At 62.4% G+C, this 24,242-nt stretch carries 24 protein-coding genes and 2 tRNA genes; 16 read left to right on the forward strand and 10 right to left on the reverse strand.

Features of this window, described 5'->3' with window-relative positions; all coding sequences use genetic code 11:
* Positions 1-13: 13 nt before the first annotated feature.
* The 4 genes from ACXYL9_RS02290 to ACXYL9_RS02305 are packed head-to-tail and all read right to left on the reverse strand — an operon-like array spanning position 14 to position 2,437.
* Positions 14-1,069, reverse strand: coding sequence for a 5-(carboxyamino)imidazole ribonucleotide synthase (locus ACXYL9_RS02290; protein WP_459037972.1), 1,056 nt, complete (start codon positions 1,067-1,069; stop codon positions 14-16).
* A 1-nt stretch (position 1,070) separates the two neighbouring features.
* Complete coding sequence (gene purE, locus ACXYL9_RS02295) at positions 1,071-1,556, reverse strand: 5-(carboxyamino)imidazole ribonucleotide mutase (RefSeq protein WP_459037973.1); 486 nt, start codon at positions 1,554-1,556, stop codon at positions 1,071-1,073.
* Positions 1,553-2,245: a 2,3-diphosphoglycerate-dependent phosphoglycerate mutase gene (gpmA, locus tag ACXYL9_RS02300; RefSeq protein ID WP_459037974.1), complete on the reverse strand. Its 693-nt coding sequence runs from the start codon at positions 2,243-2,245 to the stop codon at positions 1,553-1,555. The genes purE and gpmA overlap by 4 nt, the downstream gene beginning before the upstream one ends.
* A gap of 33 nt (positions 2,246-2,278) precedes the next feature.
* The gene (locus ACXYL9_RS02305; RefSeq protein WP_459037975.1) at positions 2,279-2,437 is read right to left on the reverse strand and encodes a hypothetical protein; all 159 of its coding nucleotides are present in this window, start codon (positions 2,435-2,437) and stop codon (positions 2,279-2,281) included.
* 102 nt (positions 2,438-2,539) lie between these two features.
* Here ACXYL9_RS02305 and ACXYL9_RS02310 point away from each other — a divergent pair.
* From ACXYL9_RS02310 to ACXYL9_RS02320, 3 genes are all read left to right on the forward strand, one after another.
* Positions 2,540-2,614: transfer RNA gene (locus tag ACXYL9_RS02310), tRNA-Thr, on the forward strand.
* A gap of 44 nt (positions 2,615-2,658) precedes the next feature.
* Positions 2,659-3,228, forward strand: coding sequence for a PH domain-containing protein (locus tag ACXYL9_RS02315; protein ID WP_459037976.1), 570 nt, complete (start codon positions 2,659-2,661; stop codon positions 3,226-3,228).
* On the forward strand, positions 3,225-4,829 hold the full coding sequence (locus ACXYL9_RS02320) for a PH domain-containing protein (protein WP_459037977.1): 1,605 nt from the start codon (positions 3,225-3,227) through the stop codon (positions 4,827-4,829). Before ACXYL9_RS02315 ends, ACXYL9_RS02320 begins: the two co-directional genes overlap by 4 nt.
* Here the strand turns inward: ACXYL9_RS02320 and ACXYL9_RS02325 are convergent.
* Positions 4,826-5,137, reverse strand: a complete 312-nt coding sequence (locus tag ACXYL9_RS02325; RefSeq protein WP_459037978.1) for a GNAT family N-acetyltransferase — start codon at positions 5,135-5,137, stop codon at positions 4,826-4,828. The genes ACXYL9_RS02320 and ACXYL9_RS02325 overlap by 4 nt on opposite strands.
* A gap of 50 nt (positions 5,138-5,187) precedes the next feature.
* Between ACXYL9_RS02325 and ACXYL9_RS02330 the strand changes: the two genes are divergently transcribed.
* Complete coding sequence (locus ACXYL9_RS02330) at positions 5,188-6,183, forward strand: threonine aldolase family protein (protein ID WP_459037979.1); 996 nt, start codon at positions 5,188-5,190, stop codon at positions 6,181-6,183.
* Between the two features lie 7 nt (positions 6,184-6,190).
* Positions 6,191-7,135, forward strand: coding sequence for a DMT family transporter (locus ACXYL9_RS02335; protein ID WP_459037980.1), 945 nt, complete (start codon positions 6,191-6,193; stop codon positions 7,133-7,135).
* Here ACXYL9_RS02335 and ACXYL9_RS02340 read toward each other — a convergent pair.
* Complete coding sequence (locus ACXYL9_RS02340; RefSeq protein WP_459037981.1) at positions 7,119-7,910, reverse strand: Rossmann-fold NAD(P)-binding domain-containing protein; 792 nt, start codon at positions 7,908-7,910, stop codon at positions 7,119-7,121. The genes ACXYL9_RS02335 and ACXYL9_RS02340 overlap by 17 nt on opposite strands.
* A 66-nt stretch (positions 7,911-7,976) precedes the next feature.
* Here ACXYL9_RS02340 and pepN point away from each other — a divergent pair, with 66 nt between their 5' ends.
* The 8 genes from pepN (at position 7,977) to ACXYL9_RS02380 (ending at position 17,505) form a co-directional block, all read left to right on the forward strand.
* On the forward strand, positions 7,977-10,610 hold the full coding sequence (gene pepN, locus ACXYL9_RS02345; RefSeq protein ID WP_459037982.1) for an aminopeptidase N: 2,634 nt from the start codon (positions 7,977-7,979) through the stop codon (positions 10,608-10,610).
* Complete coding sequence (pgeF, locus tag ACXYL9_RS02350; protein ID WP_459037983.1) at positions 10,603-11,391, forward strand: peptidoglycan editing factor PgeF; 789 nt, start codon at positions 10,603-10,605, stop codon at positions 11,389-11,391. The genes pepN and pgeF overlap by 8 nt, the downstream gene beginning before the upstream one ends.
* 210 nt (positions 11,392-11,601) lie before the next feature.
* Entirely contained in the window at positions 11,602-12,147 is a 546-nt protein-coding gene (gene petA, locus ACXYL9_RS02355) for a ubiquinol-cytochrome c reductase iron-sulfur subunit (RefSeq protein WP_459037984.1), read from the forward strand.
* Positions 12,148-12,167: 20 nt separating this feature from the next.
* Entirely contained in the window at positions 12,168-13,460 is a 1,293-nt protein-coding gene (locus tag ACXYL9_RS02360; RefSeq protein ID WP_459037985.1) for a cytochrome b, read from the forward strand.
* 22 nt (positions 13,461-13,482) lie between these two features.
* A complete protein-coding gene (locus ACXYL9_RS02365) occupies positions 13,483-14,331 on the forward strand; it encodes a cytochrome c1 (RefSeq protein WP_459037986.1) in 849 nt (282 codons plus the stop codon).
* Between the two features lie 92 nt (positions 14,332-14,423).
* Positions 14,424-14,960, forward strand: coding sequence for an adenine phosphoribosyltransferase (locus ACXYL9_RS02370; protein WP_459037987.1), 537 nt, complete (start codon positions 14,424-14,426; stop codon positions 14,958-14,960).
* A 71-nt stretch (positions 14,961-15,031) separates the two neighbouring features.
* Positions 15,032-16,900 (forward strand): cation:proton antiporter, encoded by a 1,869-nt coding sequence (locus ACXYL9_RS02375; protein ID WP_459037988.1) that lies wholly within the window; start codon positions 15,032-15,034, stop codon positions 16,898-16,900.
* The gene (locus ACXYL9_RS02380) at positions 16,897-17,505 is read left to right on the forward strand and encodes an OmpA family protein (protein ID WP_459037989.1); all 609 of its coding nucleotides are present in this window, start codon (positions 16,897-16,899) and stop codon (positions 17,503-17,505) included. The genes ACXYL9_RS02375 and ACXYL9_RS02380 overlap by 4 nt, the downstream gene beginning before the upstream one ends.
* On the opposite strand, the gene ACXYL9_RS02385 is transcribed toward ACXYL9_RS02380, so the two are convergent.
* The 3 genes from ACXYL9_RS02385 to cysD form a co-directional block, all read right to left on the reverse strand.
* Positions 17,502-18,236, reverse strand: coding sequence for a 3'(2'),5'-bisphosphate nucleotidase CysQ (locus ACXYL9_RS02385; protein WP_459037990.1), 735 nt, complete (start codon positions 18,234-18,236; stop codon positions 17,502-17,504). The two genes, ACXYL9_RS02380 and ACXYL9_RS02385, sit on opposite strands and share 4 nt — an antisense overlap.
* A 68-nt stretch (positions 18,237-18,304) precedes the next feature.
* Complete coding sequence (gene cysN / locus ACXYL9_RS02390; RefSeq protein WP_459037991.1) at positions 18,305-20,230, reverse strand: sulfate adenylyltransferase subunit CysN; 1,926 nt, start codon at positions 20,228-20,230, stop codon at positions 18,305-18,307.
* Positions 20,230-21,168, reverse strand: coding sequence for a sulfate adenylyltransferase subunit CysD (gene cysD, locus ACXYL9_RS02395; RefSeq protein ID WP_459037992.1), 939 nt, complete (start codon positions 21,166-21,168; stop codon positions 20,230-20,232). The genes cysN and cysD overlap by 1 nt, the downstream gene beginning before the upstream one ends.
* Before the next feature lie 71 nt (positions 21,169-21,239).
* Here cysD and ACXYL9_RS02400 point away from each other — a divergent pair, with 71 nt between their 5' ends.
* Both ACXYL9_RS02400 and ACXYL9_RS02405 read left to right on the forward strand, forming a co-directional pair.
* Positions 21,240-22,322, forward strand: a complete 1,083-nt coding sequence (locus tag ACXYL9_RS02400) for a helix-turn-helix transcriptional regulator (RefSeq protein WP_459037993.1) — start codon at positions 21,240-21,242, stop codon at positions 22,320-22,322.
* 59 nt (positions 22,323-22,381) lie between these two features.
* Positions 22,382-22,455 (forward strand) — tRNA-Gly (locus tag ACXYL9_RS02405).
* Here ACXYL9_RS02405 and panC read toward each other — a convergent pair.
* Entirely contained in the window at positions 22,444-23,349 is a 906-nt protein-coding gene (panC, locus tag ACXYL9_RS02410) for a pantoate--beta-alanine ligase (protein WP_459037994.1), read from the reverse strand. The two genes, ACXYL9_RS02405 and panC, sit on opposite strands and share 12 nt — an antisense overlap.
* Before the next feature lie 75 nt (positions 23,350-23,424).
* Between panC and ACXYL9_RS02415 the strand changes: the two genes are divergently transcribed.
* A complete protein-coding gene (locus ACXYL9_RS02415) occupies positions 23,425-24,237 on the forward strand; it encodes a division plane positioning ATPase MipZ (RefSeq protein ID WP_459037995.1) in 813 nt (270 codons plus the stop codon).
* Positions 24,238-24,242: the final 5 nt, after the last annotated feature.

Genomic DNA, 24,242 nt, shown 5'->3' on the forward strand with positions numbered 1-24,242 from the left:
CTTTGCTATCGCGCTAGTCCCAGATCAGGCGGGTCGCGTGGCCCATCTTGCGCCCGGCACGGGCCTTGGCCTTGCCATAGAGATGCAGATGCATGTCCGGCTGGTCGAGCAGCTTGGCGGCCTTGTGCGCCTCCTTGCCGACGATATTGGTCATTTCGACGCCGGGCGAGATCGTGCGCGTATCGCCCAAAGGCAGCCCGCAAATGGCTCGGATGTGGTTCTCGAACTGGCTGGTGGTTGCGCCTTCAATCGTCCAGTGTCCCGAGTTGTGCACCCGCGGGGCCATTTCGTTGAACACCGGGCCATTCCTGGTGGCGAAGAATTCCAGCGTCAGGACGCCGACATAGCCGAGGGCATCGGAAACTTGTGCCGCCAGCGCGCGCGCTTCTTCGATCTGCGCTTCGATTGCCTTGCCGGCCGGCAGGCTGGAGGTCGCCAGAATGCCGTCACGATGAACATTGGCCGGGCTGTCCCAGAACACTTTCGCGCCCGAGGAAGCGCGGGCGAGGATGACCGAGAACTCGGCCTCGAAAGTTACGAAACCTTCGTAGACACACGCTGAATTGGGCACGGCGATACCTTCGACATCGCGCGCGACATTGATGCGCCACTGGCCCTTGCCATCATACCCGTCGCGGCGAGTCTTGAGGATGCCCGGTGTACCCAGCCGCTCCACAGCCTTGCGCAGGTCTTCGCGTGAATCAACGGTGACAAAGGGGGCCGGTCGGCCGCCGAGACGCTCGATGAAACGCTTTTCGTTGAGCCGGTCTTGCGCGGTTTCCAGCGCCCTAGGATGCGGCGCCAATCGATCTTCGATAGGACGCAGCGGATCGACCGGGACGTTTTCGAATTCCCACGTCACCACGTCGCATTTCTTCGCAAATGCGGCCATCGCCTGGGCATCACCCCATTTGTTGACGAATACGTCATGGCAAAGATCGCCGACCACGTGGTCGCTTTCGGGAGTATAGGCGATGCAGCGATAGCCCATCTGCGCCGCCGCCATGGCAAGCATCCGGCCAAGCTGGCCGCCACCCAGGATCCCGATCGTGCCGCCCGGTTCGATCATCTTATTCGGGTGTTTCCGCGACCGCGTCGCTGCGCGCCGCCCGCCAGGCCTTGAGCCGGTCGGCAAGCGCATCGTCGCTGGTGGCGAGGATGGCGGCGGCAAGCAGACCGGCATTGGTCGCGCCGGCCTCGCCAATGGCGAGCGTGCCAGTCGGCACCCCGGCAGGCATCTGAACGATCGATAGCAGGCTATCCATTCCCGACAGCGCCTTCGACTGGACCGGGACGCCGAGCACTGGAAGATGCGTCATCGCGGCGACCATGCCGGGCAGATGTGCCGCCCCGCCCGCGCCAGCGATGATAACCTTGAAGCCATCCGCCTCGGCTGCCTTGGCGAATAGTGCCATTCGGTCGGGGGTGCGGTGTGCCGAAACGATGCGCGCTTCATGCGTAACCTCGAGCTCGTCCAGCACCTCGGCGGCGCAGCGCATTGTCGGCCAGTCCGACTGGCTGCCCATGATAATCGCGACCTTTGGCGCTGCACTCATTGCGGGCCGTCCTTGAGATAATAACGTTCGCCGGGCTGCATCGCGGCATCGAATTCATAGATAATCGGCTGGCCGGTCGGAATTTCAAGGCCGGTAATATCATCGTCAGAAATGTTCGAGAGGTGCTTGACCAGCGCCCGCAGGCTGTTGCCATGAGCGGAAATAATCACCGTTTCGCCGCGTTCGATCACGGGCAGGATATCGCTCTGCCAATAGGGCAGCACGCGCTCGATAGTGAGCTTGAGGCTCTCGCTATATGGAACGTCGATGCCTTCGTAGCGCGGGTCAGCCCCCGGATCGAACTCGCTCCCCGGTTCCATGTCGGGCGGCGGCACGTCAAAACTGCGGCGCCAGATATGGACCTGTTCATCGCCATGTTTGTCGCGCGTTTGTTGCTTGTCGAGCCCGGTCAGCCCACCGTAGTGGCGCTCGTTAAGGCGCCAGTCCTTGATCTCCGGGATCCACAGCCGCCCAGCCTCCTCGAGCGCCAGGTGTAGCGTCTTGATGGCGCGGGTCTGGAAACTGGTGAAAGCGATGGTCGGCAGGACGCCCTTGTCCTTGAGCAAATGGCCGGCAGCCTTGGCCTCGGCCACGCCCTTGTCGGTCAAATCGACATCCCACCAACCGGTAAAGCGGTTTTCGAGATTCCACTGGCTCTGGCCATGGCGAACGAGGATCAGTTTGGGCATGCTTGCTCCCGTGTCCTTGCAGGGCACACGGCGTTAGCCGCGCCCAACGGGCTTGGAAACCCCGCTTTCGCCCGATTCGCCCGCATTGCCGTCCAATTCGCGCGCCTGTACCTTGCGGCGACGCAGATTCTCGCGCAATTTGGCCGCCAAGCGGTCTTCGCGAGAGACATTGCTATCCTTGTCCTGACTCATGTCGGTTGCATTGCCGAGATTGGCCGGCAAAGGCAATTGGGCCGCAAGCTTGGCTTGACAATACCGCCCCGCGCGACAATAGGCCGCGCCTCGTTACGGAACGCTGCTGTAGCTCAGTGGTAGAGCGCACCCTTGGTAAGGGTGAGGCCGAGAGTTCAATTCTCTCCAGCAGCACCACCTCCCGGCTTGAAATCGCTACTGTCTTAGGTCATTCATACACCATGGATGACGGGACCCCCACACAGCCGACGAATGCGCCCGCTAGCGCGCCTGCTACTGCTCCGCATTCCGCGCAGGAGGTGGGCGGCCCCCCTGAAACCTTCGCAGACGAGGACGGCACTCTTACGCGGCTGCATCCAAACCATCGCAAGCACATGCGGCTGGAAGCCGGGATTTCAGCGCTGGTCGTTTCCATTGGGGCCTTCATTGCCAACGTAATCCTGCCCGTACCCCCCGGCGTTATCGTTCTGCCCGTAATCGTGCTTGCCATCCTGCTGGTCTGGCGAATGCCGCACCGGCGCTTCAGTGCGCGCGGCTATTCGATGGACCATAATAGGTTGCGGGTGGTGCGCGGTATCTGGTTCCGGTCGGACACGATTGTGCCATTCGGGCGAGTGCAGCATATCGATGTCGATCGCGGTCCGCTCGAACGCTATTTCGGCCTCGCCACGATCACCCTGCACACGGCTGGTACACACAATGCATCGGTCAAGCTGCCGGGCCTGGCGCATGATCGGGCGCTTGCCATTCGCGAGGAAATTCGCGCCCATATCAAGCGCGAGACGCTATGACAGACGTGGCGGCGATCGTGGACCCGGATATCAGGGATTTGAACGCTGCGGCCGAAGGGGCACCGCAGCGCACCGACCCGCTCACCTTCGTGGTGAAGGCGGTGGCGGTGGTCCCGCAGTTGCTCATCCCTCTCGGCTTTGTCAGCTATGGCATGTTCGACGACGGCTTGCCGTCGGAAATGATCTTTGTCGCCTTGCTGGCTTTGGTGGCGCTATCGTTGATCCTGCTCTCGGCTTGGCTGGGCTGGCAACGGTTTACATACACCGTCGGCTCCAGCGACATCAGGGTCGATAGCGGGATCCTGTCGCGAACGGCACGCTCGGTCCCCTATGAACGAATCCAGGACGTCAGCCTGGAGCAGAAATTTCTGCCGCGCCTGCTCGGGTTGGTTGCGGTCAAGTTTGAAACCGGCGCTGGTGGCAAAGACGAATTGTCGCTGACCTATCTCTCCGAAGAACGCGGCGAGGCGCTGCGCGAACTGGTCCGCGAACGGCGTGACGATGCATCGGACACGACAGTATCAGCCAGCGACCAGGTCGAAGGCGAGGGCGCGCGGGCCGAGCCAGTAACCGCGCAGCCGGAAACGCTTTTCACGATGGCGCCGCGGCGGCTGGTCACCTTTGGCCTGTTCGAGTTCTCGCTGGCGATTTTCGCGGTGCTCGGCGGCATGGCCCAGTATGCCGATACCGCATTGGGGATTGAATTATGGGATCCTGACCTTTGGAGCGACTGGCTGAGCATGCCGAGTGGCTGGTTCGTGGGGCTGGGCATGGCGGCGCAGGTTATCAGCGCGGTGGCCGGTCTGGTGCTGCTGGCGGTGGTTGGCCTTGCCACCGGTCTCATCCGGACGATCCTGCGCGATTGGGAATTCCGCCTCGAAAAGACGGCCAACGGTTTCCGCCGCCGGCGCGGGCTGCTGACGCGGACCGACGTGGTCATGCCTGCCCATCGTGTCCAGGCAGTAAAGACCGCGACCGGACTGGTCCGCCGCCGCTTCGGTTGGCACAGGCTCAGCTTTGTCAGCCTCGCACAGGATTCCGGATCGGCCAGCCATGTCGTGGCTCCCTTTGCGCAAGAGGAGGAAATCGCGCCGATCATTCGCGCCGCCGGCTTTTCTCCCGCATCCGAGGGGTTGGATTGGCAACGGCGCAGTGCAAGTCACCGTACGATCAGCATGATCGGAGCCGGCATAGGGCTGGCGCTGGTGGCCTTGGCGCTAATGGTTCTGACTTCCAGCGACAGCGATGTGTTCGGAGGGCGCAGCTATCTCGTCTCCCTTCCGCTGGCGGCGGGTGCGTTTCTCGTGGTCCGACAGTTCTACCTCTGGCGCTTTTCCCGCAATGCGGTCGATGCGGAGCAGATCTATCGCCGCGAAGGCTGGCTGGTCCCGTCGACGCTGGTCGCCAACCGGGTGAAATTGCAATCGGCCGAGATCCGGCGGGGGCCGCTCGCCCGCTTGCTGGGATATGCCGACCTGCACCTGGGGCTGGCGGGCGGCACCTACAAGATGGAAGGCCTGCCCCTAGCCCGGGCGCGCGACTTGCGCCGGGCCGTGCTGGCAAGCATTGCCCAGACGGATTTCTCACGGCTCAATCGCTAGGCCTTGAATTCGCTCCAGTCCGGGTTTTCGTCGAATTTCTTCGCCACATAGGAGCAGCGCGGCACGATCTTGAAGCCTTTTTCACGGGCATCCTCTATCAATCGCTCGACCAGAAGAGCAGCAATGCCGCGACCGGCGATCGGCTCGGGCACGATGGTGTGGGTCGCAACCCGCACGTCGTCGGCACCGCCGCGTGGCTCCCATTCCAGCTTGCCCTGGTAATCGCTGCCATCGATATGGGCGATGTAGACTCCACCTTGGCCCTGGACGTGGTGAGTGATCGAAACTTCCTGCTTGGTAACGCTCATGCTTCAAAGCTCCTTCTTGCAACCAACGCCGGGAGCGTTAGGGGCGTTCCATGCGCTTTCTGTCCGACAATGCTGCCAGCGTGCATCCCAGGGTATGGGAAGCGATGCGCGCCGCCGATTCTGGCGACACCCCTTATGATGGCGACGTCTTGTCGCAGCAACTCGACGAAGCGTTCGGCGCGCTGTTCGGGCGCGAGGTCGCTGTGCTGTGGGTGGCCACCGGAACCGCCGCCAATTGCCTTGCGCTTGCCAGCATGGTCCCGCCACATGGCGGCGTAGTGTGCCACCGCGAAGCGCATATCGAAATGGACGAGGCCGGCGCGCCGGGATTTTACCTCCACGGCGCCAAGCTGATGCTGGCAGAAGGCAAGGGTGCCAAGCTGGACCCGGCCGCGATCAGCGAAGTGATCGATCCGATCCGCGACGATGTCCACCAGGTCCAGCCGCACGCGATATCCATCACCCAGGCCAGCGAATACGGCCACGCATATCGTCCCGACGAAATCACCGCAATCGCCGCGCTGGCGAACGAGAGAAACCTCGGCCTGCATGTCGATGGCGCACGCTTCGCAAACGCGGTGGCGTTCCTTGATTGCACGCCTGCCAGCGCGGTTGGCCCGGCGCAGGCGCTGAGTTTCGGCTGCGTCAAGAACGGCGCGATGAACGCCGAGGCGATCGTTTTCTTTGCGCCTGAACTGGCCGATGTCGTCCGCTATCGTCGCAAACGGGCCGGGCACCTGCAGAGCAAGGGGCGCTTCTTGGCGGCGCAATTGCTGGCCATGCTCGACGGCGATCTGTGGCTCGAGAACGCCCGCGCTGCCAATGCCGCGGCGCAGGCCATCGTTGGCGAGGCTAGCGACCGGCTAATGCACCCGGTTGAAGCCAACGAAGTGTTCATGCGGCTGACGCCTGCCGAGCGCGAGACGCTGCGCCAGCTGGGGTACGAGTTTTACGACTGGGGCGCCGATGCTGCGCGCTTCGTCGCTTCGTGGGACAGCGACCAGGACGCAGCCCGTACGCTCGGTCGCACGATTGCAAACTTGTGATGCCGCGGTGAGCGGGCAATCTTCCGGCGGCGCGAGCCTGTTCGAGCCGCGCAATCTGGCCTCCTTCCTGCTGGTCAGCCTGATTTGGGGCGGCACTTGGCTGGTGATCCGCGACCAGATCGCCACCGTCCCCGCGCAATGGTCGATCAGCTATCGCTTCATGGTAGCGACGGCAGGCATGTTCATTCTCGTCGCTATCCGGCGTGAACCGCTGGCCATGCCGCGCGCGGGGTGGAAGTGGGTAGCACTGCTCGGCCTGCTGCAGTTCGTGCTCAATTTCACCTTTGTCTACAATGCGGAGGCCTACATCACCTCGGGATTGGTCGCGGTGATGTTTGCGCTGTTGATGGTACCCAATGCGATCTTCGGACACTTCCTGCTCGGCCAGCCGATCCGTCGCGCTTTTGTGGTCGGGACCATGATCGCTGCGGGCGGGATCGCGTTGCTGTTCGTCCATGAATATCGCGCCTCGCCAGCGAGCCTTGCCGAAGTGTTGATCGGCGTGGCCCTCACAGCCGGCGGCATCTTGGCGGCATCAGGCGCCAATATCGTGCAGGCGATGGAGGGCGCGAAGAAGCTGCCGTTTCTGACCCTTCTGGCCTGGGCGATGCTGGCGGGCACGCTGATGAATACGCTGGCCGCTTTCGTGCAATTCGGTCCGCCAACCTATGATCCGCGCCCGGCCTATACGCTGGGCATCCTCTATCTCGGTTTGCTCGGGTCGGTCTGCACCTTCCCGCTCTACTACCGGCTGGTGCGCGAAGTGGGGGCGGGTACGGCCGCCTATTCGAGCGTGCTGGTGCCGGTGGTGGCGATGACGCTCTCGACCATGTTCGAAGGGTTCGTGTGGAGCTTGCTGCCCGCTGCCGGCGCGGTGCTCGCGCTCAGCGGGTTGCTGGTGGCGATGCGATGGCGTCCTTCACCGCCGCGCCGTGCTACGCCCGAGCCATGATGGCAGCGAGGCCTGCGCGGTAGTCTTGATAGAGTAGGTTCCACCCCAGTACGCGCTTGGCCCTGCCATTGGCGACCCGGCGGTTCTCCGCATAGAAGCCACGCGCCATGGCGCTCAAATTCGCCTCCTCGAGGCTTTGTAACTCAGGCGCATCAACACCGAGGAGGCGGCAGGCTTCCTCGATCACCGCATTGCCGCTCGCAGGCACATTGTCGGACAGGTTATACGCACCCGCAGGCGCGTCGCTTGCCAGGGCGGCCATTACGCCGCCAACGATATCGTCGACATGCACGCGGCTGAAGACCTGCTCCGGCAGGTCGATCCGACGCGCCCGGCCCTCTCGCACCCGGTCGAGCGCACTGCGGCCCGGTCCGTAGATCCCGGGCAGGCGAAATACCCGCGCACCGTTTTCCAGCCACCGCCGGTCGCATTCGGTGCGGGCCGAGCGTCGGCCACCACCTGTCGGAGTCGATTCGTCGACCCATGCACCCTCGGTATCGCCATAGACTCCGGTGGACGAAAGATAGCCAAGCCAGCGATCGCCTAGCGCGTCGCCATAGACGGTCAACACCGGGTCTTCTCCTGATTGACGGTCCGGCGGAACAGACGACAGCACGTGGCTCGCCCCTGCCAATGCAGCGCGGACCGCCATGTCATCGTCAAAATCCAGCGTCCCGGCGCTTCCGGTGGCGACGACCTGCCACCCGTCTCGTTCCAGCGCAGCGGTAATCCGTTTGGCCGTGTAGCCGAGGCCGAAGATCAAGAATTGCTTCATTGCATCGTTCTAACGCCTAGATGGGACTACGAAAGCCCGCAGAAAAAGAGTAGGTTTACCTGTATTATGGATGTTGTTCGCAATCCCGAAATGGCTGACGCAGCCCCGACGCCGCACGAACCGCCGGTAATTCGGCGCGAGGATTACCAGCCCTTTGCCTGGCTGGTGCCGGAGGTCCGGCTTCACTTTGACCTTGGGCTGGACGCGACAAGAGTGGTCTCCAAGCTGACCGTGGCCCGTAATGGCAAGGCCCCGCCTTCCGATTCGATCCGCCTCAATGGCGACGGTCTGGAACTGGTTTCGATCACGGTCGATGGCGAGCCGGTTAATAGCTGGTCGATGGATGGCGACGATCTGATCCTGCCGCTGACGAGCGATGCCCACGAGATCGAGATCGCTACCGAACTCGATCCTGCCGCCAACAGCCAGTTGATGGGGCTCTACGCCTCCAACGGGATGCTTTGCACCCAGTGCGAAGCGGAAGGGTTTCGCCGGATAACCTTCTTCCCCGACCGGCCCGATGTGCTGTCGACCTATTCGGTGCGGATGGAAGGCGATGCAGGGCAATTCCCGGTCCTGCTGTGCAATGGTAACAAGGTGGACAAGGGCGAGACGGGGAATGGTCGGCACTTTGCCGAATGGCACGATCCATGGCCCAAGCCGAGCTATCTGTTCGCGCTTGTGGCAGGCAATCTGGTCGCCAATTCCTCAACCTTCACGACCATGGGCGGGCGGGAAGTCGAACTCAATGTCTGGGTCCGCGAAGGCGATCTGGCACGCACCGACCACGCGATGGAATCGCTGAAGAAGTCGATGCGCTGGGACGAGGAAACCTTCGGCCGCGAGTATGACCTCGACCTCTACAACATCGTCGCGGTGAGCGATTTCAACATGGGGGCGATGGAGAACAAGGGCCTCAACGTCTTCAATACAAAGTATGTGCTGGCCGATCCGGATACCGCCACCGACTCCGATTTCGACGCGGTTGAGGGCGTGATCGCGCACGAGTATTTCCATAACTGGTCGGGCAATCGCGTGACCTGCCGCGACTGGTTCCAGTTGAGCCTCAAGGAAGGCTTCACGGTCTTGCGCGACCAGCTTTTCAGCCAGGACATGCAGGGGGAAGCGGTCAAGCGGATCGAGGATGTAAGGATCCTGCGCTCGGCCCAGTTCCCAGAGGATTCAGGGCCGCTGGCGCATCCGATCAGGCCCGATTCCTACCGTGAAATCAGCAATTTCTATACCGCGACCGTTTATAACAAGGGCGCCGAGGTGATCCGGATGATGCGCACCATGGCCGGACCCGATGCCTTTCGCAAGGCCTGCGATCTCTATTTCGAGCGCCATGACGGCGAGGCAGCGACTTGCGAGGATTTCATCAAGGCCATGGAAGACGGCGCCGGGCTAGACCTGGCCCAGTTCCGCCTGTGGTATTCGCAGGCCGGCACGCCCAAGGTCGACATCGCGCTTACCCACGATGGCGAAACCGCCACTCTCAAGCTACGCCAAGTCGTGCCGCCTACGCCCGGCCAGCCGGCCAAGCGCCCGGTTCCGATCCCGTTTCGCTTCGCCCTGTTCGATCGCGACACCGGCCAGCATGGGGGCGAGCAGCTCGCGATCCTTGATGCGGCCGAGAAGACGATCAGTTTTGAAGGCTTTGCCAAGCCTCCCGTGCTATCGATCAACCGCGGCTTCACCGCGCCGGTCGCGATCGAACGCGACACGCCACGCGAGGACCTCGTGTTCCTCGCCGCGCGCGACGATGACAGTTTCGCCCGCTACGAAGCGATGCAGGAACTGGTAGTCTCGCACCTGGTGACGGCGCTTGGCGACGGGCTGGATGAAACCCAACGCGCTGCTGGGCAGGAAGCGATCGCAGAGGCATTCGGTGCGATCCTGGCCGACGACGCGCTCGACGATTCAATGCGCGGTGAGTTGATGACACTGCCGAGCCAGACCTATCTGATGGAACAGATGCTGGTGGCCGATCCGGCCCGCATTCACACCGAACGCGAGGCTTTGAAGGCCTTCCTTGGCCAGCAGTTCAAGGATCGGTTCGAAGCATTGCATGATCGCGCCAGCGCGGTTCCCTACAGCATGGACAGTGCGGCGCGCGGCGCCCGCAAAGTCAAAACCATGGCGCTCACCTTCCTTGCTGCGGCTGACCCTCAGGCCACCGCCGAGCGTGCCCGGACGCAATTCGACCGGGCCGGCAACATGACCGATCGGCAGGGCGCTCTGATGGTGCTCGCCGGGCTGGAAGGCGAACAGCGGACCAATGCCCTGCTCGATTTCTACAATCGCTACCAAGGCAATGACCTGGTGATCGACAAGTGGTTCCTGTTGCAGGCACTCTCGCTCCACCCGGATGCGCTTGAACATGTCAGGGCTTTGGCCCGGCACAGTGATTTTACGCTGCGCAATCCCAACCGCGTGCGCTCGCTCTACATGGGGTTCGCGGGTAATCCGCACGCTTTCCATCAGGCCGATGGCGCAGGCTATACAATGCTCGCGGACCTGATCCTGGCGCTCGACCCGCTCAACCCGCAGACCGCGGCCCGCTTCGTGCCGGCATTGGGCCGGTGGCGACGGATCGAGCCGCAGCGCGCCAAGATGATGCGGGCCGAGCTGGAGCGAATCTCGCAGGCCGACAACCTTTCGCGTGACACCTTCGAACAGGTCACCCGCAGCCTTGGTTGAGCACGGCGCAAACAATGCGCTGGATTTGATTCACTCGCCTGCGCTTGAGGGGACGCCTCATGCCTTTCTGGGGCGCGGGGGCGGTGTGAGCAGCGGAGAAGTCGCAGGTCTCCAGTTCGGGATGGGTGCCGGCGATGATCTGGCCAATGTGGCAGAGAATCGCCGCCGCGCGGTAGCCGCGATCCTGCCGGGGGCGGAGCTGGCGATGCCGTATCAGGTTCACTCACCCGACGTGGTGATCGCGCAGGCGGCGTGGGCGCATGAAGATCGGCCACGAGCAGATGCGGTGGTGACCGATGTGCCGGGGCTGCTGCTCGGCATAGTGACCGCCGATTGCGCGCCTGTCCTGTTGGTGGATCATGAGGCCAGGGTCGTCGCCGCTGCCCATGCTGGCTGGCGCGGAGCGCAGGGCGGGGTGGTCAAGGCGACATTGGCGGCGATGGAGAGCCTCGGCGCGCGCGCCGATCGTGTCGCCGCGGCAATCGGACCCTGCATCGGGCAGGCCAGCTACGAGGTCGATGCCCCGTTCCGCGAGCATTTCGATCAGGATGACGCTCGCTTTTTCGCAGAGGGCCGGGCGGGGCACTGGCAGTTTGATCTGGAAGGCTATGTCGCATCGCGGCTTCGGCGTGCGGGTGTCGCTGTAATCGATCCACTGGGCCTCGACACCTATGGCAATGAAAGCGGTTCGCCGCCGCGCTTCTATTCCTACCGCCGCGCAACCCATCGCGGCGAGGCGAATTACGGACGACAGGCCTCGCTCATCGGCCTCGCCGCCTGAGTTGCATGGAACTGCACAATTCCTGCCCAAAACACCATTGGCATTATCCCGCAATCGGGCTAGGAGCGCGCCCAAACAGGCGTAGGCCCTCACTCGGGTTATACGACGGGGCCGGCTTCTAGCAGAACTGACGCTATGGCTCCGCACGTCTGGAAGACGAGTATCAGGACGGGTCGCGCGCAACGTGCGGCTATTGTTAAGGCAGGAATGATGGCTGACACTACGGTTCCCGCAGATGGCGTAGACCGCCGGGACTTTATCAATATCGCCGCCGTGAGCGCCGCTGGCGTTGGCGGTCTGGCAGTGGTCTACCCGTTGATAAGCCAGATGGCGCCTTCGGCCGACGTGCTGGCCGAAAGCACGACCGAGCTGGATGTTTCCGCAATCGAGCCCGGCCAGTCGATCAAGGCCGTGTTCCGCAAGCAGCCGCTGTTCGTCAAGCGACTGGCTCCGCAGGAAATCGCTGCGGCCAATGCGGTCGACGCCTCCAGTCTGCGCGATCCGCAGACTTTGGCCGAGCGGACCAAGGAAGGTCATGCCGACATCCTCGTCACCATGGGCGTATGTACGCACCTTGGTTGCGTGCCGCTGGGCGCGGTCGAGGGTGAGAACAAGGGCGAGTTCGACGGTTATTTCTGCCCCTGTCACGGTTCGCATTACGATACCGCAGGGCGTATTCGCAAAGGTCCTGCGCCGACCAATCTCGAAGTGCCGGACTACGAATTTACGTCCGATACCACCATTACTGTCGGCTAAGGATTGAAAGAGACCGCATCATGAGCTTTCCCTGGGCCAAGGAATACAAACCCGCCAACGACTTCACCAAGTGGGTCGATGAAAAGCTGCCTTTGCCGCGGCTGGTCTACAACGCGGTAGGCGCCGGCTATCCGGTGCCGCGCAACCTCAATTACATGTGGAATTTCGGCGTATTGGCCGGTTTCTGCCTGGTTTTGCAGATCATTACCGGCGTCGTGCTGGCAATGCATTATGCCGCCAATGCCGAAGTCGCTTTTGCCACGACCGAGCACATCATGCGCAACGTCAACTGGGGCTGGATGATGCGCTACATGCACGCCAATGGCGCCAGCTTCTTCTTCCTCGTGCTCTACATCCACATCTTCCGCGGCTTCTTCTACAGCTCGTACAAGGCTCCGCGCGAGATGATCTGGCTGCTGGGCGTGGTCATCTTCCTGCTGACCATGGCGACTGCCTTCATGGGTTACGTCCTGCCATGGGGCCAGATGAGCTTCTGGGGTGCCAAGGTCATCACCGGCCTGTTCGGGGCGATCCCGCTGGTGGGTGAGCCGCTGCAGATCTGGCTGGTCGGCGGGTTCGCGCCTGACAATGCCGCGCTCAACCGCTTCTTCAGCCTGCACTTCCTGTTGCCGTTCGTAATTGCCGGCGTCGTTATCCTGCACATCTGGGCGCTGCACATCCCTGGTTCGTCCAACCCCACCGGGGTCGAGGTGAAGCAGGAATCGGACACTGTGCCGTTCCACCCCTATTACACTGCCAAGGACGGCTTCGGCCTTGGCGTTTTCCTGATCCTCTACGCCGCGTTTGTGTTCTTCCTGCCGAACCTGCTGGGCCATGCCGACAACTATATCGAGGCCAACCCGCTGGCGACGCCGGCGCACATCGTGCCGGAATGGTATTTCTACCCCTTCTACGCGATCCTGCGCGCCTTCACCTTCGACTTCGTCCTGTCGGCGAAGCTGTGGGGCGTGCTCGCCATGTTCAGCTCGATCCTGCTGTGGTTCCTGCTGCCCTGGCTCGATCGCTCGCCTGTTCGCAGCGGTCACTATCGTCCGCTGTTCCGCAAGTTCTTCTGGTTCGGCCTGATCCCGTGCATGGCGGTGCTGTTCGTATGCGGTGGCGCACCGGCCGAAGAGCCCTATGTGATGCTCAGCCAGATCGCGACCGCCTACTACTTCATCCACTTCCTGGTCATCATCCCGATCGTCTCCTCGATCGAGAAGCCGGAGCCGTTGCCTTATTCGATCACCGAAGCGGTGCTGGGCTCCGACAAGGATGCCGTGCTGGGTGAAAACACGACGCCCGCGACCTGAAGCGAATAGGAAAGACAAGACTATGATCCGCCTGTTTTCCATCGCCGCCGGGCTCGTATTCGCCCTCGTTGTGCTGGTCTCGTTCGGCAACGGTGCCTACACCGCCGCAACCGAGACACCGGTCAAGGATGCCGCGCACGAATTCTACCAGAAGCCGAAAGCGCCCGCCGGCGGGTTCTCCTTCGACGGCCCAGTGGGCAATTGGGACATTGCCCAGTTGCAGCGCGGGCTAAAGGTCTACAGCGAAGTGTGCGCTGCCTGCCACTCGCTCAAGTTCGTGGCCTTCCGCAATCTCGAACAACTCGGCTATTCCGAAGCACAGGTGAAAGCATTCGCCGCGTCCAAGACCGTTCCGGGCATCGATCCGAACACCGGCGAGGCGACCACTCGCCCCGGCCTTCCGACTGACTATTTCCCGTCGCCTTATCCCAATGCCGTGGCTGCGGCAGCTGCCAACAACAACGCCATCCCGCCTGATCTCTCGCTGATGACCAAGGCACGCAACGACGGTTCGAACTATGTCTACTCGCTGCTGGTAGGCTACGGCCAGCCACCGGCCGAGCTGAAGGCCGAGTTCCCCAATTTCGAAACGCCGACGGGTCTCTATTTCAACAAGTACTTCCCCAACCTCAACATCGCCATGCCGCCGCAGCTCAATGCCGGCCAGGTGACGTATGACGACGGGACCGAAGCGACCGTCGACCAGATGGCGCAGGACGTCGCGGCATTCCTGACCTGGACGGCCGAACCGACCCTGGTCAAGCGCAAGCAGACCGGCTGGGCAGTGCTCGGCTTCCTCCTTTTCGCCACCATCCTTGCCTATTTCGCCAAGCAGCAAATCTGGTCGGCAGTGAAGCCGAAAAGGGCGTAGGCGGCCGGCAACTTGCCTCTTTCAATTCTCTCAGGGCGCCCCTCCATCCCCGTGATGCGAGGGGCGCTTTGGTTTTGGCCACGGAGCACGCGATGACCGCAGAAGAACTCAAGGGTCTGGTACGCACCGTGCCTGACTTCCCGGCACCCGGTATCCAGTTCCGCGACATTACTACCTTGCTCAGCAATGGACCCGGGCTTGCGGTGACGATCAAGCATCTGGCGCGCAAGGCCGAACAGGCTGGCGCGCAGGCTATTGCCGGGATGGAGGCGCGCGGTTTCATTTTCGGCACCGGGGTCGCGGTCGAGCTGGGCATCGGTTTCGTCCCGGTGCGCAAGCCGGGCAAATTGCCGGTCGAAACCATCAGTGCCGACTACGACCTAGAATACGGAACCGACCAACTGGAGCTCGATCCGGGGGCTGTCGGGCAGGGCCAGAAGGTTGTCATGGTCGATGACCTGATTGCCACCGGCGGGACCGCGATGGCGGCTGCCGATTTGCTGCGCCGGGCCGGGGCCGATGTCAGCCAAGCGCTGTTCGTTATCGATCTACCTGAGTTGGGCGGTGCTGGCCGCTTGCGTGCAGCCGGGGTGAATGTGGATGCCTTGATGGACTTTGCAGGGCACTAGCTGTTCGGGATACAAGCAGGAATTCGTTCATTCGTTTGCGTATAAGACCTTTGGGGGCGTAAGCACTTATCATGGAATCGCAGGCTCTAGTGATCGCCACGATCGGCGTGCTCGGTGTTGGCGCGCAATGGGTTGCCTGGCGGACCGGTTGGCCGGCAATCGTTTTGATGCTGCTGGCCGGTTTCATCGCCGGACCGGTACTCGGTGCCTTCGAAATGCGCCTGCTCGACCCCGAAGCTACCTTTGGCTCGTTGCTTGACCCGATGATCGGTATCGGCGTGGCACTTATCCTGTTTGAAGGCGGCCTCAGCCTCGACCTGCGCGAACTGCGCCATTCGGGATCAGCTGTCTGGCGACTGGCTACGATCGGCGTGCTGGTCGGCTGGTTTCTTGGCGCTTTGGCCGGTTTCTATGTTGCGGGGCTAGTCTGGCCCGTAGCCATCCTGTTTGGCGGCATATTGATCGTGACAGGTCCGACCGTCGTGATCCCGATGCTGCGGCAATCCAATATACAGCCACGCCCGGCCTCGATCCTCAAGTGGGAAGGCATAGTCAACGATCCGATCGGTGCGCTGTGCGCTGTCATCGCTTACGAGTATTTCCGCAAGGTGGCCGAGAGCCCTGGTGCTTCGCTATTCGAAGTCGTTCCGCCACTGATCATCGCAGCGTGTCTTGCCGGGCTAATCGGATATGCCGCAGCCAAGGCTGTCGCCTACCTTTTTCCGCGCGGCGCGATCCCCGAATATCTCAAGGTGCCGGTGCTGTTCATCACAGTGATCGGCGTGTTCGTCCTGTGCAACAAGATCGAGCACGAAGCCGGCCTAGTCGCGGTTACGGTGATGGGCATCGCGCTTGCTAACATGAACGTTTCATCCTTGCGCAGCATCCACCCGTTCAAGGAAAACATCGCGATCCTGCTCGTCTCGGGAATTTTCATCGTCCTCGCATCGAGCCTGCAGGTCGAGGATCTGCAATACGTCAATTGGCGGTTCGCTGCCTTCCTCGCAGTGCTGTTGTTCTTCGTGAGACCGGCCACGGTGCTGATCAGCATGCTCGGTAGCTCGGTGCCCTGGAACGAGCGGTTGTTCGTCGCCTGGATCGCCCCACGCGGCATCGTGCTGGTGGCCATCTCGGGCCTGTTCGCGTTGCGCTTGAGCGATCTCGGCTACGCCGATGGCAATGTCCTGATTGGGCTAAGCTTCGCCGTGGTGGTCGCGACCATCGTCGCGCATGGTTTCTCGGTCGAGTTCGTTGCCCGCTTGCTCAAGATCAAGGGCGAGAGCCGGCCTGGCCTGCTGATCGTTGGCAGCACACCGTGGACGATCGCGCTGGCCAAGCAGATGCAAGCGCGCAAGACCCCGGTCATCGTGGTCGATCCGAGCTGGCAGCGTCTCGCCCCGGCCAGGCGCGAGGGCATCCCCTATTATCATGGCGAAATCCTCAACGAGGCGACCGAGCACAATCTCGACCTGTCGCCCTACCAGGTGCTGGTCGCGGCGACCGATAACGAGGCTTACAATGCGCTCGTCTGCAACGAATTCGCCCACGAGATCGGTCGTGACAGCGTTTACCAGCTCGGCGAATCAGCCGACGACGACCACCGCGCCTTGCCCGAGAGCCTGCGTGGCCGAGCGCTGTTCGAAAGCGGGTTTGGGGTTTCTGACGTGCACGAACGCCAGCAGCAGGGCTGGGTCTTCCGCAGAACCCGGCTGACCAGTGAATATACTTTCGAAGATGCCTTGCGCGACCTGCCCGAAGACGCGCACCTGCTGATGCTGTTGCGCGAAACCGGGACCATGCGCTTCTTCACCCATGCCGCCCGTCCAGAGCCCCGCTCGGGCGACACCGTCATATCCTTCGTACCGCCACAGCCGCGAATGCCGGAAGAGAGCGCCGCCCGCAAGCCGGGCGCCCGCGGCCCGGATGTGCAGCCAGCATGAGACTTTTTGGAGACGATTTGATGATTCGCCGAGTGACCCCTGCCTTTCTGCTCTTGCTTTCCGCGTGCGGTGGCCAGTCTGACCAGGCGGGGGAACCGAAAGACGGTGCAACGCCAACGCCCACCCCGACCGAACCCGTTTCCATCATCCGACCCGAAATCGAAGAGGCGGCCGAAATCCCGCTCGAATCGCTGAACGTTACCATCGGTTTCCCCGATGGCGGTGCCGAGCTTGACGACAAGGCCGTAGCCGCACTCGAGAAACTCATTCAGTCGCGTCAGCAGCGTGAAGGTGTGCCCATCATCCTTGGTGGCCACAGCGATGCCGGCGGTCGAGATGAGATCAATCTGCGCGTTTCGCGCCAGCGAGCCGAGGCCGTGGCCGAATGGCTGGTGGAGAACGGGGTTGCCGAGGGCCGCATCACCGTCATCGCTTTTGGCGAGCAAAACCCGATCAAGCCCAATGCCTTGCCCGATGGCTCTCCCAATGAGGTCGGGCGGGCGGCCAATCGGCGGGTTGTGGTCCGGCTTCAGGTGGCTGAAGGTGCCATGGTGTCGCCCGAGCCCACGCCCGAACCGAGTGTCGCAGCAGGGTCTGCAAACTAGATTTCGGACAAGGCCGTGAAAACGCGCTCCACCCATTCCTGCCGGCAGATCATCAGGTCGGGAAGATAAGTGTCGGCCTGATTGTAGCGCAGCGGCGACCCGTCGATGCGCGAACAATGCAGGCCATGGGCCTCGGCCACCGCCACCGGTGCGCAATTATCCCATTCGTACTGGCCGCCCGAGTGCAGGTAGATTTCTGCCTCGCCGCGAACCACCGCCATCGCCTTGGCACCTGCGGACCCCAATGGCACCAGTTCAGCGCCGATCATTTCGGCCACCGCTACCGCCTCGGCAGCGGGGCGCGTACGGCTGACGACCATGCGCGGCGTTTGCGCCATCTCGGGCAGGCTGGTCGGCTGGTCTGAACGCAGGACAATGCCCTCACCAAGCCCAGGCAGCGCTACAGCGCCGACTTTCGCTTCGCCGCCGATGGCCAGTCCCACATGCACCGCCCAGTCGCTGCGCGCCTCGCCGTATTCGCGCGTCCCATCCACAGGGTCGATGATCCAGACCCGGTCCTTGGCCAGGCGTTCCTCGGTATCCTTCAATTCCTCGGACAGCAGCCCGTCATCGGGCCGCTGCTGCCTTAGCGCGTCGACAAGGAACTGATTGGCGGTCTGGTCACCTGCCCGGCCAAGCGCCTTGCCTTCGACGAGACCGCTCTCGCGTACCTGCAACAGGATTCGACCTGCAAAATGGGCAAGGGCGGCGGCAAGATCGGCGTCGGTCATCAGGCGAGCTCCGGGACGTGTGGGCTAGGGAACCGTATCAGTTGGACAAAGGACAGGGTCAGCGGGGCTTACTTTAGCGGCAGGATTTGCGCGATGATGTGGTCAGCAGCCTCCTCGACCGACATTGCGACCGTATTTACGCGAATCTCGGCGCTGCGGGGTTCCTCATAAGGACTGTCGATCCCGGTGAAGTTCTTGAGCTCGCCAGCGCGGGCTTTTTTGTAAAGACCCTTCACATCGCGCCGTTCGGCCACTTCAAGCGGTGTGTCGACGAAAATCTCGATGAACTCGTCCTCGTCGAACATTTCGCGCACCATCTGCCGTTCGGCCCGGAACGGACTGATAAATGCGGTCATCACGATCAAGCCGGCATCAACCATCAGCCGGGCGACCTCACCCACCCGGCGAATGTTCTCGATCCGGTCGGCCTCGGTGAATCCCAGATCCTTGTTGAGCCCGTGCCGGACATTGTCACCATCGAGCAGGAATGTGTGCCTGTTCATCAGGTTGAGCCTGGCCTCGACCGCATTGGCGATGGTCGACTTGCCGGAACCCGAGAGGCCCGTGAACCACAGCAGGCGCGGTGTCTGGTTTTTCATCACCGCGTGATGCTCGCGGGTGATGGTGGTCGGCTGCCAGTGGACATTGTCAGCCCGGCGCAGGCTGAAGTTGAGCATACCCGCAGCGACGGTGGCATTGGTGATCTTGTCGATCAGGATGAAACCGCCCAGTGCCCGGCTGGTGGCATAGGGTTCGAACACGATCGGCTTGTCGGTGTGGACCTCGGCAACGCCGATCGAATTGAGTTCGAGCGTCTTGGCCGCAAGATGATCGAGCGTGTTGACGTTCAACTCGTACTTGGGGACTTGCACGCTGGCCGAAACATTCTGCGTGCCGAGCTTGAGCCAATAAGCCCGTCCAGGTTTCAGCGCCTCTTCGCTCATCCAGACGAGCGTCGCTTCGAACTGGTCAGACACCTGCGGCGGATCGTCGGCCGCGGTGATCATGTCGCCGCGCGAACAGTCGATCTCGTCGGCCAGCCTAATGGTGACGGACTGGCCTGAAACGGCCTCGTCGAGTTCGCCACTCATGGTCACGATCGATTTTACCGTGCTGTTCCTACCCGAAGGCACCACGCGCACCGTGTCACCCGGCTTGACCGTTCCATCGGTGATGAGGCCCGAGAACCCCCGGAAGTCGAGGTTTGGCCGATTGACCCACTGCACCGGCATCCGGAATGAACGTTTCTGCGCCGCGACATTGGCAATCTCGACCGTTTCGAGATGATCTATGAGGCTTGGCCCGTCATACCAGGGCGTATTGGCCGAGGGCGCAGTGATGATGTTGTCGCCGCGAAAGCCCGACAGCGGGATCGCGGTGAATTCCAAGACGCCGAGCTCCTTGGCGAAATCACTGTAATCGGCGACGATCTTGTCGAAAACCTCCTGACTGTACTCGACCAGGTCCATCTTGTTGACCGCCAGCACCAGATGCCGGATGCCGAGCAGGTGGGTGATGGTCGAATGGCGCTTGGTCTGCACCAGCACGCCTTTGCGCGCATCGACGAGGATGACCGCGAGATCGGCAGTGGAGGCACCGGTCACCATGTTGCGGGTATATTGCTCGTGGCCGGGCGTGTCGGCGACGATGAACTTGCGCTTTTCGGTCGAGAAAAAGCGATAGGCGACGTCGATAGTGATACCCTGCTCGCGCTCGGCAGCCAGGCCGTCGACCAGCAGGGCAAAATCGATCTTCTGGCCTTGTGTCCCGACCCGCTTGGAATCGGCTTCGAGCGAGGCCAGCTGGTCCTCGAAGATCATCTTGGAATCATACAAGAGGCGGCCGATCAGGGTCGACTTGCCGTCATCCACGCTGCCGCAGGTGATGAAGCGCAGCAGCCCCTTGTTCTGGTGCTGGTCGAGATAGGCGTCGATGTCTTCGGCGATCAGGCTGTCGACTTCGTAGGCAGGGTCTTTTCCGGTCGTCTCGGACATCAGAAATAGCCCTCCTGCTTCTTCTTCTCCATTCCGGCGCCGCCTTCATCCTGGTCGATGACCCGACCCTGGCGTTCGCTGGTGGTGGTCAGCAGCATTTCCTGGACCACTTCGGCCAGGGTCGAAGCCTCGCTCTCGACCGCACCGGTAAGCGGGAAGCAGCCGAGCGTACGGAACCTGACCGAACGTTCGGTGATCTCGGGCTTCTTGCCTATGACCTGCTCCAACCGATCGATATCATCGGCCATGAACAGCCCGCCTTCATGGATGAAGGTCGGACGCGGCGCGGCGAAATAGAGCGGCACGATCTCGATATTCTCAGCCATGATGTATTGCCAGATGTCGAGCTCGGTCCAGTTGGACAACGGGAACACGCGGATGCTCTCTCCCTTGGACTTGCGGGCGTTATAGACATTCCACAATTCGGGGCGCTGGTTCTTGGGATCCCAACTGTGGCTGGCGGTGCGGAAGGAGAATATGCGCTCCTTGGCCCGGCTCTTTTCCTCGTCACGGCGGGCGCCCCCGAAAGCGGCGTCGAAGCCATAATGGTCGAGTGCCTGCTTGAGCCCCTCGGTCTTCCACATGTCGGTATGCAGCGGCCCGTGATCGAAGGGATTGATGCCGCGCTCCTTCGCCTCCGGGTTCTGCCACACCAGCAATTCCATCCCGGCCTGCTCGGCCGAGCGTTCGCGCAGGGCGTACATGTCCTTGAACTTCCACGTCGTATCGACGTGCAGCAAGGGGAATGGGGGCGGCGAGGGGTAGAATGCTTTCTTGGCGAGATGCAGCATGACCGCTGAATCCTTGCCGATCGAATAAAGCATGACCGGCTTTGTGGCCTCGGACACCACTTCGCGCATGATGTGGATGCTTTCGGCTTCAAGCCGTTGGAGGTGGGTCAGGCGGCGCATGGCGGTTTTATGGGTCTCCCGGGGCATCGGAGGGATCGGAAAGATGTGCATGGCAGCCCGAGCTTGTCCCCACAGTTCCCATATGGGATATACGAGAAATGGCGGTTACTCTTCTCGAGGCGCAGGATCTCGTCGCACTGCTCCACCGCGGCACTCTGGCGAGCGATCCCTGGCAGGATTTCCTCATTGCCTTGCGCCGCCGGCTGGGGGCGCGGGAGGTGCTGCTGTTTCTCGCCGCAGGCGATGTCAGTGGCGGGGTGCTGCAACTGGCCCCGGGCAAACTGCCGCGAGTGGTGGAAGAAACCGAGATGGCACGTCTCGCCGCGAGTGACGGACCCTTGCGAGCCGCGCGGGTATTTTCGCGCGAGGAATCTCGGGACCATATCTCGCTCGCGCAGCGCGAGGCGCTGGATCAGGCGCTGACAGGGCTGGGGCTCGAACATGCCCGGATGGTGCGAGTTGACGAGCCGGGTGGCGCTTCGTTGCTGCTGCTGGCGGGGCAGGGCGGTGAGGATTTCACAGGCGCCGATGTCTCCTTGCTGGCTACACTGGCCGATCACCTCGAGATCGCCCTGCGCACGTGGAAGGCGCTGGAACAGGAACGCCTGCGCGCGGGCATCTCGGGGGAAGCCGTCCGGAGGCTCAATTTTGGCTGGTTCGTGCTTGATACACGCGGAGTAATTATCGACCATAGCGAGGAAGCCGGGCTGCTGTTGCGCCAACGGCGCGCGGTCCAGCGCAGTTCGACGGGACGGCTCGTGCCCGAGTTGCGTAGCGCACAAGGGGCCTTGAGGCGCTATCTCGAGCAGGTTGCACGCGGGGAGGCGGGATCGCGCGCTATTCACCTCTCGGACGAGCCATGGCTCGACATGCTGTTGACCATGCGACCGGCCGAGCGGGCCGGGTCGCCGCCGGTGGTGGCGGCCTACGTGCACGGCGAACAACCGACCAGCACCGAGCGCAGTGCCCAGTTACAGGACTTGTTCGGCTTGACCGCGAAGGAAGCGCAACTCGCATTGCTGATCAGCCGCGGCGTAAGAATTGCCGAGGCTGCCGGCCAAATAGGCCTCACCGTCGAAACCGCACGGCTTTATTCGAAACGTGTCTATGCGAAGACGGGAACGAGGGGGCAGGCCGACCTCGTGCGACTGGTGCTGGCGAGCATCGTCGCGCTGGGTTGAGTAAGGGCGATGTTGACGAATCCTGCTCGATGGGGGAAAGGCGCTTTCACGCTGGATACGCGGGTATAGCATAGTGGTAATGCTCCAGCCTTCCAAGCTGGCTAGAGGGGTTCGATTCCCCTTACCCGCTCCAGTGATTTTCTGTCCCGCCGCCTCGCTGCTGGAAGACGGATTCCCCCACCGCCAGATTATCGATCAATCGCGTTCCGCCAATGCGCGCGGCGACGAGCAGGCGCGCCGGTGTGTTCGCCAAATTGTCGATCCGAGACAGGCTGCGGGCGTCGGCGAGGGCAGCGTAATCGACGCTGTCGAACCCTGCTTGCAACAGCGCTGCTTCGAGTGAAGCGAGCGATGGAGCCGGCTCTGCCCCGCGTTCGATTGCCTCCACGGTTTCTTTCATCGCGCGCGGCAAAGTCGCGGCGGCGGCGCGGTGCTCGGGCGACAGGTAGCGATTGCGGCTCGACATGGCGAGGCCATCGGCTTCGCGCACGGTTGGCACGCCATAAATGGCATCGACATGCGGACGGGTCAGGTCGAGATCGCGAGCCATCGCGCGGATGACCGCCAGCTGCTGGAAATCCTTCTCCCCGAAAAACGCCATGTCGGGCAGGACCTGGTGGAACAGCTTGCACACGATGGTGGCGACCCCGTCGAAATGGCCGGGCCGCGATGCTCCGCAGAAATCCGCGCTGACATCTGTGACGCTGATGTTGGTCGCAAAACCTTCCGGGTAGACCTCACTTTCGGGTGGGGCCCACAGCATCTCGACACCTTCTTCTGCCAGCATGGCGCTATCCTCGGCCATCTGGCGTGGATAGGCATCGAGATCCTCGTTCGCGCCAAACTGGGTGGGGTTGACGAAGATCGACGCGACCACGTGATCTGCCGCCTCGCGCGCCTTGCGCACAAGCGTGAGATGGCCCTCGTGGAGCGCGCCCATTGTCGGCACCAGCGCGACTGAACCGCCGCCCTTCCGCAGTGCGGCGACGGATTTTCTCAACATGTCCAGCCGGTCTATGGTTTGCACGGCTCGCGGCCCTCCCGTATGATTTCGCGCAATCGTCCTAGCGCCCTGCATCCAGCCCCGAAAGGCCTTCTCCGCGTGTCATCCCATCAGCCTCACCGCATCGTCTTCGCCAACGAGAAGGGCGGTACGGGGAAATCGACCACTGCGGTGCATATCGCGGTGGCGCTTGCCTATGGCGGTGCACGGGTCGCGGCCATCGATCTCGACCATCGCCAGCGCACGCTGCATCGCTATTTCGAAAACCGCGCCGAGACCGAGGGGCGGCGCGGCATCACTTTGCCCGGCGCACATTGTGATGTTTATGGCGAGGGCGATATCGATGGGCTGGAAAGCCTGACCGAAAAACTCGGCCGCGATGCCGATTTCATTATTTTCGACACCCCTGGCCGCGACGATCCGCTGGCGCGCCATGCAGCGACCGAAGCTGACACGCTGGTCACGCCGATGAATGACAGCTTCGTCGATTTCGACCTCATCGGCCAGGTCGAGGGCGAGACCTTCAAGGTGAAGAAGCTGAGTTTCTATGCCGAGCTGATTTGGGAAGCTCGCCTCAAGCGGTCGCGGGCGACTGTTGAAACGCAGCGGCGCGAGATGGACTGGGTCGTGGTGCGCAACCGCACCGGCTATACCGAGGCGCGCAATATGCAGCGAATCGAAAAAGCCCTGACCGAGCTTTCGAAGCGCGTCGGCTTCAGGGTTACTGCCGGCTTGTCAGAACGCGTCATCTACCGCGAACTCTTTCCCTCCGGGCTGACGCTTCTTGACAAGGGGCAGCTGGGCGATCTGGGGACGAGCCATCTGGTTGCCCGGCAGGAACTGCGCCAATTGCTGCTCGGCCTCAACCTGCCCATGCCCACCGCCGCGCAACGCTCCCTCGAACTCGCCTGAAGCGC

This window comes from Qipengyuania sp. CAU 1752 (assembly GCF_054482615.1).

Excerpts from the sequence above, each read along its gene's own strand:
- ACXYL9_RS02290 (WP_459037972.1), bottom strand. The coding sequence starts at position 1,069 with ATGATCGAACCGGGCGGCACGATCGGGATCCTGGGTGGCGGCCAGCTT.
- purE (WP_459037973.1), bottom strand. The coding sequence starts at position 1,556 with ATGAGTGCAGCGCCAAAGGTCGCGATTATCATGGGCAGCCAGTCGGAC.
- gpmA (WP_459037974.1), bottom strand. The coding sequence starts at position 2,245 with ATGCCCAAACTGATCCTCGTTCGCCATGGCCAGAGCCAGTGGAATCTC.
- ACXYL9_RS02305 (WP_459037975.1), bottom strand. The coding sequence starts at position 2,437 with ATGAGTCAGGACAAGGATAGCAATGTCTCTCGCGAAGACCGCTTGGCG.
- ACXYL9_RS02315 (WP_459037976.1), top strand. The coding sequence starts at position 2,659 with ATGGATGACGGGACCCCCACACAGCCGACGAATGCGCCCGCTAGCGCG.
- ACXYL9_RS02320 (WP_459037977.1), top strand. The coding sequence starts at position 3,225 with ATGACAGACGTGGCGGCGATCGTGGACCCGGATATCAGGGATTTGAAC.
- ACXYL9_RS02325 (WP_459037978.1), bottom strand. The coding sequence starts at position 5,137 with ATGAGCGTTACCAAGCAGGAAGTTTCGATCACTCACCACGTCCAGGGC.
- ACXYL9_RS02330 (WP_459037979.1), top strand. The coding sequence starts at position 5,188 with ATGCGCTTTCTGTCCGACAATGCTGCCAGCGTGCATCCCAGGGTATGG.
- ACXYL9_RS02340 (WP_459037981.1), bottom strand. The coding sequence starts at position 7,910 with ATGAAGCAATTCTTGATCTTCGGCCTCGGCTACACGGCCAAACGGATT.
- pepN (WP_459037982.1), top strand. The coding sequence starts at position 7,977 with ATGGATGTTGTTCGCAATCCCGAAATGGCTGACGCAGCCCCGACGCCG.
- petA (WP_459037984.1), top strand. The coding sequence starts at position 11,602 with ATGGCTGACACTACGGTTCCCGCAGATGGCGTAGACCGCCGGGACTTT.
- ACXYL9_RS02360 (WP_459037985.1), top strand. The coding sequence starts at position 12,168 with ATGAGCTTTCCCTGGGCCAAGGAATACAAACCCGCCAACGACTTCACC.
- ACXYL9_RS02365 (WP_459037986.1), top strand. The coding sequence starts at position 13,483 with ATGATCCGCCTGTTTTCCATCGCCGCCGGGCTCGTATTCGCCCTCGTT.
- ACXYL9_RS02370 (WP_459037987.1), top strand. The coding sequence starts at position 14,424 with ATGACCGCAGAAGAACTCAAGGGTCTGGTACGCACCGTGCCTGACTTC.
- ACXYL9_RS02375 (WP_459037988.1), top strand. The coding sequence starts at position 15,032 with ATGGAATCGCAGGCTCTAGTGATCGCCACGATCGGCGTGCTCGGTGTT.
- ACXYL9_RS02380 (WP_459037989.1), top strand. The coding sequence starts at position 16,897 with ATGAGACTTTTTGGAGACGATTTGATGATTCGCCGAGTGACCCCTGCC.
- ACXYL9_RS02385 (WP_459037990.1), bottom strand. The coding sequence starts at position 18,236 with ATGACCGACGCCGATCTTGCCGCCGCCCTTGCCCATTTTGCAGGTCGA.
- cysN (WP_459037991.1), bottom strand. The coding sequence starts at position 20,230 with ATGTCCGAGACGACCGGAAAAGACCCTGCCTACGAAGTCGACAGCCTG.
- cysD (WP_459037992.1), bottom strand. The coding sequence starts at position 21,168 with ATGCCCCGGGAGACCCATAAAACCGCCATGCGCCGCCTGACCCACCTC.
- ACXYL9_RS02400 (WP_459037993.1), top strand. The coding sequence starts at position 21,240 with ATGGCGGTTACTCTTCTCGAGGCGCAGGATCTCGTCGCACTGCTCCAC.